This is a genomic window from Dyella jiangningensis, from assembly GCF_003264855.1.
Lineage (GTDB): Bacteria > Pseudomonadota > Gammaproteobacteria > Xanthomonadales > Rhodanobacteraceae > Dyella > Dyella jiangningensis_C.
The window spans coordinates 1,111,550-1,124,620 of record NZ_NFZS01000001.1 but is presented as its reverse complement, the minus strand read 5'-3'; the positions used below and the strand labels follow the sequence as shown (position 1 = coordinate 1,124,620).

General features: G+C 65.1%; 11 protein-coding genes. All 11 read right to left on the bottom strand.

Annotated features, from left to right (window positions below):
- Nucleotides 1-11: 11 nt before the first annotated feature.
- Nucleotides 12-1,550, bottom strand: coding sequence for a flagellar filament capping protein FliD (fliD, locus tag CA260_RS04885; protein ID WP_111981280.1), 1,539 nt, complete (start codon nt 1,548-1,550; stop codon nt 12-14).
- A 191-nt stretch (nt 1,551-1,741) separates the two neighbouring features.
- Nucleotides 1,742-3,193, bottom strand: a complete 1,452-nt coding sequence (locus CA260_RS04880; protein ID WP_111981279.1) for a flagellin — start codon at nt 3,191-3,193, stop codon at nt 1,742-1,744.
- Between the two features lie 253 nt (nt 3,194-3,446).
- Nucleotides 3,447-4,673: a flagellar hook-associated protein FlgL gene (gene flgL / locus CA260_RS04875; protein WP_111981278.1), complete on the bottom strand. Its 1,227-nt coding sequence runs from the start codon at nt 4,671-4,673 to the stop codon at nt 3,447-3,449.
- Nucleotides 4,674-4,687: 14 nt separating this feature from the next.
- On the bottom strand, nt 4,688-6,562 hold the full coding sequence (gene flgK, locus CA260_RS04870; RefSeq protein WP_111981277.1) for a flagellar hook-associated protein FlgK: 1,875 nt from the start codon (nt 6,560-6,562) through the stop codon (nt 4,688-4,690).
- Between the two features lie 18 nt (nt 6,563-6,580).
- A complete protein-coding gene (gene flgJ / locus CA260_RS04865; RefSeq protein WP_111981276.1) occupies nt 6,581-7,522 on the bottom strand; it encodes a flagellar assembly peptidoglycan hydrolase FlgJ in 942 nt (313 codons plus the stop codon).
- Between the two features lies 1 nt (nt 7,523).
- Nucleotides 7,524-8,690: a flagellar basal body P-ring protein FlgI gene (locus CA260_RS04860; RefSeq protein ID WP_111981275.1), complete on the bottom strand. Its 1,167-nt coding sequence runs from the start codon at nt 8,688-8,690 to the stop codon at nt 7,524-7,526.
- The gene (flgH, locus tag CA260_RS04855) at nt 8,690-9,370 is read right to left on the bottom strand and encodes a flagellar basal body L-ring protein FlgH (protein WP_111983009.1); all 681 of its coding nucleotides are present in this window, start codon (nt 9,368-9,370) and stop codon (nt 8,690-8,692) included. The genes CA260_RS04860 and flgH overlap by 1 nt, the downstream gene beginning before the upstream one ends.
- 8 nt (nt 9,371-9,378) lie before the next feature.
- Nucleotides 9,379-10,164, bottom strand: a complete 786-nt coding sequence (gene flgG / locus CA260_RS04850; protein WP_111981274.1) for a flagellar basal-body rod protein FlgG — start codon at nt 10,162-10,164, stop codon at nt 9,379-9,381.
- 220 nt (nt 10,165-10,384) lie between these two features.
- Entirely contained in the window at nt 10,385-11,125 is a 741-nt protein-coding gene (gene flgF, locus CA260_RS04845) for a flagellar basal-body rod protein FlgF (protein ID WP_111981273.1), read from the bottom strand.
- Between the two features lie 12 nt (nt 11,126-11,137).
- Nucleotides 11,138-12,355: a flagellar hook protein FlgE gene (flgE, locus tag CA260_RS04840; protein ID WP_111981272.1), complete on the bottom strand. Its 1,218-nt coding sequence runs from the start codon at nt 12,353-12,355 to the stop codon at nt 11,138-11,140.
- A 35-nt stretch (nt 12,356-12,390) separates the two neighbouring features.
- A complete protein-coding gene (locus tag CA260_RS04835) occupies nt 12,391-13,059 on the bottom strand; it encodes a flagellar hook assembly protein FlgD (RefSeq protein ID WP_111981271.1) in 669 nt (222 codons plus the stop codon).
- Nucleotides 13,060-13,071: the final 12 nt, after the last annotated feature.

Below are 13,071 nucleotides of genomic sequence, written 5' to 3'. Positions count from 1 at the left end.
CACTTTCCCGTTCAGTTCTTCGAGCTGTTGGAGTTGTTGAGCTGCTCGAGTGCCGTGGTCAGGTAACTGCTGGTGTTGTTGAGCGAGGACATCAGGGTGTCCAGCGCGGTGTACTGGCTCTGCAGCTGCTTCTGGTACGTCGCCATGCGGGCGTTCAGCGCCGTCTGCTGCTGGCTCAGCTGGGTCAGCGTGTTGTTGAGGCTGTCCATCCGGGACGGAATGATGCCGCCCGTTGCCGTGTAGGCGCCGATGGTGCTGTTGAGCTTGGTGCCGTAGCCGTTGGTGCCGGTGAAGAGATCCTTCACCGCCGCGGCATTCGACTGGAAAGCGGACGCGAGCTTGGTCGTATCGAGGGCCAGCGTGCCGTCCGCATTGCGGGTAATGCCGAGGTTGGCCAGCGTACCGATGCTGTTGCCCTTCACGGCACCGCTGAGCACGGAGGCGATGCCGCGCTGCACCGAGGTCAGCGTCGAGTCGCCCAGCAGCACGCCGGCAGCGCCAGTGCTCTTGTCGTAGCTCGACAGCGAGGACACCGTGGTCACGTAACTGTTGTACGCATCGACCAGGCCCTGGATCGCGTTGGTCGCCGTCGTGTTGTCCTGCGCGACGGTCAGCGTGTTGGTGCCGGTACCAGTCAGGTTGAGGGTGACGCCGTCCATCTTGCCCGACACCGCGTTCGATGCGCTGGTGACGTCGATGCCGTCGATGGTGAGCTTGGCGTCCTGTGCCTCGTTGCTGCCGGCCGTATCCAGCTTGGTGGCCAGCGCCTGCAGGCCGCTGCTGCTCGTCGCGTTGGCGCTCACGCTGAAGCCGTTGGCCACGCCGGTCTTGCTGGAGCTGAGCACCAGCTGCTGGCCGTTGACGCCATTGACGATGGTGGCGGTCACGCCCGGGTTGGACGAGGAGCTGTTGATCGACGTGGCGATGTCGGCCAGCGTGTTGGTGGCGGACACCGCCACGTTCATCGTGTTGCTGCCGATCGTGATGCTCAGCGTGCCCTGCCCCACGGCCGTGCCGGTGGCGACGGGGTCGCTGGTGCGCTTCTGCGCCGTGGCGAGCTGGCTCACGGCGATGGTGTAGGTGCCCGGATGCGCGCTGGACAGCGTGGTCGCCGTGCCGATGCTGGAGCTGCCGCCGCTGGTCGTCAGCGTGGCGTTGTAGCTGTTGAACGTGTTGACCGAGTTCAGCGTCGCCAGTGCGGTCTGGATGCCGCCCAGCGCGGAGTTCAGCGACGACAGGCCGGTGAGCAGGTTGTTGGTCTGCGTGGTGCGCGTGTCGATCTGGTTCTGCGACGCCGCCTTGCGCGCATTGACCAGCGCCGTGACGATCGAGCTCACGTCCAGGCCCGAACCGATGCCGCTGGCGCTGAGGATGCCGCTGCCGGCGGAGCCGCTGCTGGACGAACCGCCCGAACTGCTCGAACCGGTGCTGCCGGTCGACGAACCCGTGCTGGACGAGCCGCTCGTCGACGAGCTGCCGGTGCTGTTCGCGGTGAGCGTATTGAGCAGGGAGCTCAGACTGTTGCTGCTGGTGGCACTGGTCGTGGTCATCGCACTACCTTGTTGGTTCCCGAATGAATCCGCCTCGCGGCGGCGTTTTCGAGCCCCCGGCAAAACCCTCGCACGCAAGGGCTTTGCCGGCGGCTCCCGTGACATCGGGCGGATCGGTACCGATCCGCCCGATGGTGTTTCCGGCCGAGGTGGTCACGACCCGGGAGAGTCGCGACCTGGCCTCAAGTCCGTTACTGCAACAGCTTCAGCACCTGCTGCGGGTTCGAGTTGGCCTGGGCCAGCACCGAGATACCGGCCTGCTGCAGCACCTGGGCCTTGCTCAGGTTGGCCGTCTCGGCCGCGAAGTCCGCGTCCTGGATGGTCGACTGCGAGGCCTGCAGGTTGGTCGTCTGCGCCGCCACCGTGGAGATGGTGGACTGGAAGCGGTTCTGCACCGCACCCAGCTGGGCAGCGAAGTCGCTGACCGTCTTCAGCGCCACGTCGACGCGGGAGATCAGGTCATTGGCCTTGTCCACCGTGGACACGCTACCCGTCGACAGCGAGCCGCCGACCGAGGCATCGGTGCCAGCGGTGTAGGTCGCGCCAGCGTTCACGTCCTTGGCGTTGGTGCCGATCACGCCACCCTTGGTGTCCGCGATCTTCAGGCCAGCGCTGGAGTAGAAGTTGATGCCCTTGCCGTCACCGCTGACCGCCGCGCTGACGCCCGAAACGCCAGCGGCGTTGATGGCGTCCGACAGATCCTGCAGGGACTTCACGCCGCTGGTGTCGATGGCGGTGCCGTTGATCGACAGGCCTTCGGTCGCGATCGTGCCGTTGGTACCAGCCGCCGGGGTCGGCGTGGCGCCGAACAGCGCACCTGCGTCGTTGGTGATCGCCGGCGCGGCCGAAGCCGGCACGCTGGCGCCCGTCTGCGCCGTTTCGGCAATGGTCAGGCCGTTGGTGGCGTCCCAGCTCACGGCGTAGCCCGAACCCAGCTGGGTCTGCACGTCGGAAGCGAGGGTGCTCTGGTCGGTGCTGTAGTCCTTGCTCAGCGTGACGGTCTTGCCGTCGACGTCGAACTTGCCATTGGTGGTGCTGAAGTCAGACGTGAACTTCGCAGCCGCACCGGTCACCGAAGCGCCGGTGGCGAACGCGCTGCTGATGTCGCCGGTGGACACTTCAGCCACCTGGCCCATCGCGCTCGACTTCACGCTGGTGCCCAGGCTCACGCTGATGGTCTGGCCGACGTCGGCGCCGATCTGGAAGCTCTTGGTCTGCATCGAACCGTCGAGCACCTTCGAACCGTTGAAGGTAGTCTGGTTGGCGATACGGGTGATTTCCGCCAGGCGCTGCTGCACTTCCTGGTCGATCGAGGAACGGTCGGCGTCGGTGTAGGTGCCGTTGGCGGACTGCACGGCCAGGTCACGGATGGCCTGCAGGTTGGAGGTCACCTGGTCCAGCGCGGAGCCGGCGGTCTGCGCCAGGTTGATGGCGTCCGAAGCGTTCGAGCTGGCCTGGCTGAGGCCACCGATCTGCGTGGTGTAGCGCTGCGAGATCGCGAAGCCGGCGGCGTTGTCGGCGGCGCTGTTGATCTTCAGACCCGAGGAAAGACGCGCCGTCGCCTGCGACAGGGCGTTCTTCGACTTGGTCAGGTTGTTCTGCGCGTTCAGCGACGAGACGTTGGTGTTGATAACGAGAGACATGGATTTCTCCTGCGTAAACCGGTGGCCGGTTTGATTGGCTTTGTTCCTGCCGGCGGCAACGGCCCGTCATGTGGTGTGCCATCCGCCTCAGTGAGTTTTTCGGCGCCTGCCTCGATTACTTGAGCCGATTCCCCGATTTCGTGACGGGGCTCACTTTGTCATGCCGTTCAAACCGTGTCGTACCGCTACGCTTCGCCTCCGTTGCCCGTTCTGGCTAGCGATGGCCGCATCCGGGCCATCATCCGCATGGTGCTTACTTGAGATAGTTGAACAGGCTCATCTGCTTCACCTGCGCAAATACCTGCTGCGATGCCTGCAATGCCGCCGACTGCAACGACAGGTTGCTGATCGCCGTATACGGATCGGCACCCGCCACGTCGGTGAGCGCCGATTGATAGGTGACGTTGAGATCCTGGTATGCACCCTGCTGCTGCGTGAGCGTATTCAGGCGCCCGCCGATGGCGACCTGGGTCGCGCTGATCGTGGACTGCGTCTGGTCGATCGATTCGATCTGACGGCTCATCTGGTTCGCCAGCTGCGTATCGGTGGTGCCGCTCTGCAGCGAGGAGATCATGTTGCTCAGCGTGGTGAAGATGTCCTGCTGGCCGCCGTTCGTCACCGACACGGTATCGCCGGCTGCGGGCGTGCCGCTCATGGCGATGCTCATGCCGTTGAAGCTGATCGAGCCACCATCCTGATAGGTGCCACCCACCGGATTGCCGCTGCTGTCGAGCACCGGGTTGCCGTTGGCGTCGGCTGCCGTCCAGCTGCCGCCGGTACCGAAGGTGATGGTGTAGCCGCCGCCGCTCGCGGCCTTGGTGCTGTTCCATGCGGCAAGATCGGTGACGCTGTTGGCGCCCACCACCAGCGTGCCCGTGTTGGCACTGCCAACACCGGTCGCGAAGGAGCCGTTGCCCGCGGGAACGTTCATGAAGAGGCCGGAGCCCGCATCGCCCGTCACCACCTGCAGGCCGGAACCCACCGATGCGTGCTGCGAATCGTCGTTGCCCACATAGCTCACCACGCCATTGGTACCGACCTGGAACGGTGCGCGCGTGGTGCTGGTACCGGCGAACAGCGCATTGCCGTTGCTGTCGGTGGTATTGGCCAGCTGCACGAGCTGGTCGCGGATCTGGCCGAGCTGGCTGGCGATGCTCTTGCGATCGCTGTCGCTCAACGTGCCGTTGATGGCCTGCAAGGCCAGCGTGCGCGCGCTGTCCAGCACGCTGTTCACCGACGTGAGCGTGCTCGCTTCGGTGTTGAGGCGCGTGTTCGCGCTGTCGATGTTGTTCGAATACTGCGTATTCGCCGCGATGACGTGGCTGAGGCTCACCACCTGCCCCGCACCGGCCGGATCGTCGGACGCCACGTTGATGCGCACGCCGGTGGTGACCTGGTTCTGCGTGGCCGCCAGCGCACTCTGCTGGTTGAGCATCGTGGTGAGCGACTGCTGGTACATCCAGCTGGTCGAAAGACGCATGGCGGTTTATCCCTTTATCCGTTGATGGCGCTGATCAGGCTGCTGAAGATGGTCTGCGAGGTGGAGATCACCTGCGCCGAGGCCTGATAGGCCTGCTGGAATCGCACGAGGCTCGCGGCCTCCTCGTCGAGGTTCACGCCTGACACGCTCTGCTGCGCCGACATCGCCTGGTTGTGCAGGCTGGTCTGCGTGGTGAGGTTGGTCTGTGCCTGGCTGCCCACGGTGCCGATGTTGGTGGTGAGCGTGCCGTAGCTGTCGATCACCGACTGCTTGCCGCCATTGAGCACGCCCTTGTCGGCGAGCGACGCCAGCGCCAGCGCATTGCTGGTGTCGTTGAGGCCATTCGAGTTGATGCCGATGGTGAAGCTGTCGTTCGCCGCCGGCGTGCCGGAAGGCGTCACGCTCCAGCCGTTCGCGCTGATGGTCTGCCCTGGCGCGTAGCTGCCGCTGCCGAGCACGTTGCCGCTGCTGTCGGTCACCTGGTAGGTGCCGGCCGTGGGGAAGCTCAGCGTGGCGTTGCTGAGCAGCGCCGCATTGGTCGGATCGTCCACCGTCACCGCACCGATGCTGCCGGTGCCGGTGTTGGCCGTGGCCGCCTTCGACGTGAGCGCCGCGGCCGCGGCGATGCCGTTCGGATCGGTCATCGTCAGCGTGAGTCCACTGGCTGCCGCGCGCGTCGGCTGGATCTGGAAGCTGTCGCCCTTCTGCGCCGTGCCGGACAGGTTGAAGGTCAAGCCATTGGCCGAATACGAACCGTCCGGATTGGTGGTCATCGGCACGCTCTGGCCGCTGGTCGTGGCCAGGTTCCAGTTGCTGCCGTCGTAGCTGAGCACGTAGTCGGAGGTGGTGAGCTGGGAGACATCGGTGATGCTCGCCGAGACGCTCGCCGTGCCCTTGTTGTTGGTATTGCCCATCACGGCCGGGGCGGGCACGCTGAACATCGGCCCGCCCTGGTTGCCGTTGAGGTCCAGGCCCTTGGACTGCTGCGTGTTGACGCTGGTGGCCAGGGCCACGGCCGCCTGGCCGAGCTGGTTCTGCACGCTGTCCAGCACGTTGCTGCGATAGTCGAGCAAGGCGCCCAGCGTGCCGCCGCTGATCTTGGTGGTGATGTCGGTGCCGGTGGTGTCGAGCACCGACGTGCGCGACGCATCGTACGCATCCTTGCCGGTCGACAGCGCGAAGGATTTGTCGCCGCTCACCAGCGCCTGCCCGCTGGAGGCATACACGCTGATGGTGCCGTCGGTCTGCTGGTAGGTGGATACACCCACGTAGCCCGACAGCGTCTGGATCATGGTGTCGCGCTGGTCCAGCAAATCGTTCGGCACGTTGTTGCCGGCCTGGCGGATCTTCGCGTTGAGATCCGCGATGCTCTTGGACACGCTGTTGATGCCGTCGACCGTGGTGCTGATCTGGCTGTTCACCTGGCCCTGCTGCGCGGTGAACTGCTGCGCCAGCGTGTTGAATGTGGTGACCATGGAACCGGCGCTACCCAGCAGCGACTGGCGGCTGGAGGCGACGCCCGGCGTGTTGGCCACGGTGTCGAAGGCGCCGTAGAAGCTGTCCAGCGAACTCTGCAGGTTGCCGCTCGCGCTCAGCATGCTGTTGAGCGTGGTGGTGAGGTTGTTGTACGTGGTCGCGCGCTGCAGGCTGGAATTGCTGCTCCACACCGCACTGGTGAGGAAGTCGCTGTAGGCGCGCTGTATCGAATCCACGTCCACACCGCTGCCGATGGTGTAGCGCCCGCCGTTGGGCGAGATGCTCTCATTCTGCACCACGCTCTGCCGGCTGTAGCCGGGCGTGTTGACGTTGCTGATGTTGTTGCCGACCGTGGTCAGCGCCACCTGGGCGGCGTTCAGCCCCGAGGCACCGATGCTGAGAAGGTTGGACATGGATCTTTCCCTGACGGCTTATTCGGAGGAGTTCGGCTGGTCGGCGACATTCTTGAGCGCGGCCAGCGCTTCTTTCATGGCGGGACTGTTGGCGATGGCCACGATTTTTTGCGCATAGGAGGGGTCGGTGGCATAGCCGCCGCTCACCAGGCCGCGCGCGAAACCCACCACGTCTTCGCCATGGTTCAGCGCCTTGGCGTAGCGCGGGTTGTCTGAAATGAGCTGGGCGTAGTCGTTGAACGATTCGCCCGGGTTGTTGTACGAGCGGAACTGCGCCCGACGGTGCACCGCCACGCCATCCTCGAATTCCAGCGTAGGCACGCTCACTTTCTGGCCATCCCAGCTGCTGCCGGCCTTCATGCCGAACAGGTTGTTGCTGGTGTCGCCGTTGGAATGGGACGGCATGTGCTTGCCCCACTGCGTTTCCAGCGCGGCCTGGGCCAGCACGGCGCGCACCGACACGCCGAGTTTCTCCGCGGCCTTCTGGGCGTAGGGCGCCAGTTCCTTCACGAATTCCTGGGCATCCTGCGGCAGCCATTTCACCACTTCGGCGCCGACGGACTTGGCGGCATTGGCGACGGAGCTCAGGCGCTGCTGCCAGTCGTCGCTCTTCGCGCCGTCGGCCGCGCCGGAGGGAGAGGAGGATGAGGAAGCGCCGCCCAACTGGCGCATCAACATCTGCGCGATGCCCAGGCCATTGCCCTGCGACAGGTTCACCGACAGCTGCTGGTCGAACATGTCGCGCCAGGCATTGCCCGCTTCGCTGTCGCCCAGCCCATCGCCCGGACTGGCCTCGCGCATCGACTTGAGCATCATCTGGGTGAAGATGGATTCGAACTGCTTGGCGACGGCCGGCAAGGCGGACTTCGCGTCCGACTGCGCCGTCTGGCGCAACGCTCCGAACCCGGACAGATCCGTCCAGGTGTTGAGGCTCTTGGTGGCATCACCCGAAATGGCCATGTCAGATCACCACCAGCTCCGCATGGAGCGCACCGGCCTGCTTCAAGGCCTGCAGGATGGAGATGAGATCGCTCGGCGAGGCACCGACCTGGTTCACCGCACGCACGATGGTGTCGAGGTTGGTGCCGGGGCCGAACTTGAACATGTGGCCGCCGTCCTCGCTCACCTGCACGCTGCTGTTGGGCACCACCACCGTCTGCCCCTTGCTGAAGGCTTCGGGCTGGCTGACGCTCGGCTGCTCGGTGATGGTTACCTGGATCGCGCCGTGCGCCACGGCCGCCGGGGTGACGCGCACTTCCGAACCGATCACCACGGTGCCGGTGCGTGAATTGACCACCACGCGCGCCGGTGCATCGCCCGGGTTCACATCCAGCGCCTGGATCGCTCCCAGCCACGCCACGCGCTGGGCCGGGTCGGCCGGGCCGCGCACGGCCACCGAACCACCGTCGACAGCATTCGCCGTGCCCGCACCGTAGGTGCGGTTCACCGCTTCGGCGATCCGCGTGGCCGTGGTGAAGTCAGGCGTGTTGAGGTTGAGCATCAAGTCGCCATTGCTGTTGGCGAACGACGACGCGACGCTGCGCTCCACCGTCGCGCCATTGGGCACGCGACCGCTGGCGGAAATGTTCACCTGCACGCTGGAACCACTCTTGCCCTGTGCGCTGATGCCGCCGACCACCACGCTGCCCTGCGCCATCGCATAGACGTTGCCGTCCGCGCCGCGCAGCGGCGTCATCAGCAGTTCGCCACCGCGGATGCTCTTGGCGTTGCCGATCGAAGCCACGGTGACGTCGATGGTCTGGCCGGGTTTGGCGAACGGCGGCAGCTGCGCGGTGATCGTCACCGCCGCCGCGTTCTTCAGCTGCGGACGCACATTGGCCGGCACCGTGATGCCGAACTGCACCAGCATGTTCTCCAGGCTCTGCGTGGTGAACGGCGCCTGCGTGGTCTGGTCGCCACTGCCATCGAGGCCAACGACCAGGCCATAGCCGATCAGCTGGTTGGTACGCACGCCACCGACCTGCGCGAGATCGCGGATCTTGTCGGCATGCACCGGCTGGTTCACCGAGAAGCTGGCGCACAGCACGATGGCCACGCCGCGCAGCACCGACCATGCGCGTTGGCGTGCGCGCGCCAGCGTGTAGCGATCGAAGCGCAGACCGTTCATCAGTAGGGCATCCACTTGGAATTGAAGAAGCGCGACAGCCAGCCCTGCGTATTCGCATCGGCCAGCGAACCCTTGCCGGTATAGGCGATCTGCGCGTCCGCCACGCGCGTGGATGGCACGCTGTTGTCCTGCAGGATGTCCTGCGGACGCACGATGCCCGAGATGCGGATCAGCTCCTGGCCCTGGTTGATGGTGAGCATCTTCTCGCCGCGCACCAGCAGATTGCCGTTGGAAAGACGCTGCGCCACGGTGACCGTGATCGAACCGGTGAGCTGGTTGCTCTGGCTGCTGTCGCCACTGCCGTCGAAGCTGCGGTTGCCTGCGGTGGAAATATCCGCCGCCTTGCCACCCACCTTCAGCGCATGGCCGAGGATGGTCGGCGCGGTGATGTCGGTGTTGTCCTTCTTGCTGGTGCTGGTGCTGGCCTTCTTCGACGCCTGCGTGCTCTCCACCAGCGAGATGGTGAGGATGTCGCCCACGCGATGCGCACGCGCATCGTTGAACAGCTCCATGCCCTGTTCGGCGTGATAGATCGCGCCGTCGGTCGGCGGCGCCGCCGTCTGCTCGGCAGGCATCGTGGCCGCCCACTGGTGATCGTCGCGCGGCGGCTGCATGGCGCAGCCCGCGAGAAGCGCGAACGCCAGTGCGGTGGAAAGACGGGACAGGGTACGGAAGGACATGGCGGTGCTCACATCTTGTCGGTCAGGTCCTGCAGCATCTGGTCGGCGCTGCTGATGGCCTTGGAATTCATTTCGTAGGTGCGCTGCGTTTCGATCATGTTGACCATCTCGGCCACCACGTTGACGTTGGAGGACTCCAGCGAGCCCTGCAGCAGCGAACCCATGCCGTTGAGCGCGGGCTGCCCGGTCTGGGGCGCGCCGCTCGAGGCGGTTTCGAGATACATGTTCTGCCCCATCGGCTGCAGGCCGGCAGGGTTGATGAAGTCGGCGAGCTGCAGCGTGCCCAGCGTCTGCGGCGTGGCAGATGCGGTGGTGGTGGCCGACACGGTGCCGTCGCTGCCGATGGTCAGCGATTGCACGTTCGGCGGCACGGTGATCGCCGGCTCGATCGGATAGCCGTCCGACGTGACGAGCTGGCCGTTGGCGTCGGTGTGCAGCGAACCATCGCGCGTATAGGCCACGGTGCCGTCGGGCATGCTCACCTGCAGGAAGCCGCGACCCTGGATCGCCACGTCCATCGAGTTGCCGGTCTGCGTGATGTTGCCTTCGGTAAACAGCTTCTCATTGCCCACCACGCGCACGCCGGTGCCCAGCATCAGGCCCGAGGGCGACAGCGTCTGCTCGGTGGTCTGGCCACCGGGCTGGCCCTTGTTCTGGTACATCAAATCCTGGAACGCCGCACGCGAACTCTTGAACGCGGTGGTGTTGGCGTTGGCCAGGTTGTTGGAGATGACGTCCATGCGCGTCTGCTGCGCATCGAGGCCGGTCTTGGAAATCCAGAGAGAAGAGAACATTGGCTACTCCGTAAAAGGTCTCAGGTCCGCAAAAAACTCAGCAAACTCTCAATGCCGTCATTCCGGCGCAGGCCGGAATCCAGTGGCGACACCGCCTGGCCTTTGCGAAGAGCTGATCGACGTCGTTGCGACAACCTGGCAGGTCGGCAACTGGATTCCGGCCTGCGCCGGAATGACGATCAAAAGCCGTAGAGGCAGCGGGTCGTTTCGTCAGCGCCACTTAGCTGGCCTGCAGCAGCTTGTTGGCGGAATCGGCGTTGTCCTCGGAGGCCTTGATGGACTTCACCTGCATGTCGTACTGGCGCGAGAGCGCGATCATCTTCACCAGCTCCGCGGACGGATTGACGTTGCTGCCTTCGAGCACGCCCGAGGCCACCGTCACCGTGGGGTCCGCATCGGCCGTACCGCCACCGGCCACGTGCATCAGGCCATCGCTGCCCTGCACCAGCTGCGCCGCATCGGGATTCACCAGCTTGATCCGATCGAGCGTGGTGACCGAGTTAGGACCCTGCCCCAAGGGCACCGAAGAAATCGTGCCGTCGCTGCCGATGCTCACTTCCGCGGCCGGCGGAATGGTGATGGGACCGGAGCCGCCCATCACCGGATTGCCGCGCGCATCGACCAGCCCGCCGTCGGCGGTGAGCTGCAGGTCGCCCGCACGCGTATACGCTTCCGAACCGTCCGGCGCCTGCACCGCGATCCAGCCCGCGCCGTGCACCGATACATCGAGCGGACGGCCGGTGTTGATCTGCGAGCCCTGCGTGAAGCTCTGGCCCACGCCCTGCGCCACGGCATTGATGCGCGAAGGCGAACCCTGGCCCAGCACCGGCACGCTCTGGAAGGCGGTGAGCTCGCTCTTGAAGCCGACCGTGGAAGCGTTGGCCAGGTTGTGGCTCACCGCTTCCTGCGCACGCATGATCTGCGTGGCGCCGGTCATCGAGACGTAGACGGAACGGTCCATGGCGTCGTTCTATTAACGGGAAACGGCGTTGAACAGCGCCGATGCCAGCGTGTTGTCGGTGGACAGCACCTGCGCGTTGGCCTGGTAGTCGCGCTGCGCCTGGATCATGTTCACCAGCTGCGCCGTGGTATCGGCCGTGTTGGAACTTTCCAACGCGCCCGACTGGATGGTGCCGAACTGGCCCACGCTCGCCGTGCCCATGATGGCCGGGCCGGAATCGGTGCTGGCCGCCCAGGTGGTGTCGCCCAACTGGCGCAGGCCCTGCACGTTGGCGAAGTTGGCGATCGCCACCTGGCCGATCTGCGTGGTCTGGTTGTTCGAGTAATAGGCGGTGATCACGCCCTTGGAATCGATGTCGATGTTCGACAGCGTGCCCGCCTCGAAACCGTTCTGCTGGATGGTGCCCGCCGAATAATCGGTGCCGTACTGCGTGGTATTGGTCACGTCGAGCGACATGGTCATCGGCGAGGCGCCGTTGCCTAGCGTCACCGTGTTGAATGCCAGCGAGCCGTTGGTCGGCGTGGCCAGCTTGCCGGTGGTGTCGAAGGTGAGCGGTTGCGTGCCGGCGCTCTGGCCATCCACGTAGAGGTTGGCATCCCAGGTGTTGGTGCCGGTCTTCACGTAGTAGATCGTCGCCTGGTGCGAACCGCCCTGCGAGTCGTACACGGTCACCGGCGCGGCGGCGTTGTAGCTGGTGGAATCGGTCGTGCTGAAGGCGTTGGTCGGCACGGTGGCGCTGGCCGGCAGGTTCGACGTCATGGTGATCTTCGAGGTCGCCGTGGCATTGCTCTGCGCCGTCACCCAGTTGAAGTCGGTGAGCGTGCTGGTGTCGAAGCCACCGGCGCCATTGGGCGGATACATCTGCAGGTGCGAGCCGTCCGGCGTGGTGATGTAGCCGTTCGGGTTCTTCTGGAAATCGCCCGCGCGGGTATACGTCGCGCCGTTGCCGCTGTTGACCACGAAGAAGCCGTTGCCGCTGATGGCGAGATCCAGGCTGTTATTGGTGGTGGCGATGTCGCCCTGGCTGAACTGCTGCGCCACTTCCTGCAGGCGCACGCCGCTGCCGGTGGCCGTGGAATTCAGGTTCAAGCCGGTCACCGCGAAGATGTCGGCGAATTCGGCGCGCGAGCCCTTGAAGCCCGTGGTGTTCGCGTTGGCGATGTTGTTCGCGATGACGTTGAGATCGGACTGTGCCGCGTTGATGCCGCTGAGCGCCGTGTTCAGTGCCATGTTCTATTCCTCGTGATGAGTGGACGCGCGAGGCGTCAGAGAATCTGTGCGACCTGGCTGAGCGACACACCGCCCACGCCCGCTACCTGCAGGTACGTACCCAGCGAGCTGCCGCCATAGCCGACACCGGTGACCGTGCCGGCCACATAGGTATCGAGCGATGCCGTGCCCGCGGTGGCCTTGAGCGTGTAACTGCCCTGGGCCACGGTGTTGCCGTTGTCGTCCTTGCCGTCCCAGGTGAACTGCGAAAGACCCGCGCTCTGCGCGCCCAGCGGCATGGTGCGAACCACGTTGCCGTTGCCGTCCAGCACCTGCACGGTCACGTCGCTGGCGGTGGTGACGTTTACCGCGCCCTTCATGCTCGAACCTTCGAAGCTCATCGTGCTGGACGGCACCATCACCTGGCGGTTCACCAGGTTGGACGAACTCAGCACCTGCGAGGTCTGCAACGCCGAATTGATGTTGCTGCTCAAGGTCTGCAAATCCGTATCGAGCTGCTGCGTGGTCGACAGCTGGCTGAACTGCGCCATCTGCGAAACGAACTGCGAGTTGTCGACCGGATTGGTCGGGTCCTGCGCCTGCAGCTGGGCCGTCATCAGCTTGAGGAAGTCGGCCTGCGTCATGGTCTTGGACAGTGCCGAGTTCACGTTGGACGTGTTCGTTGTGGAACTGTTGGTGCTGCTGTTGCCTGGAATCGTGGACACGGTGTTTTCCTC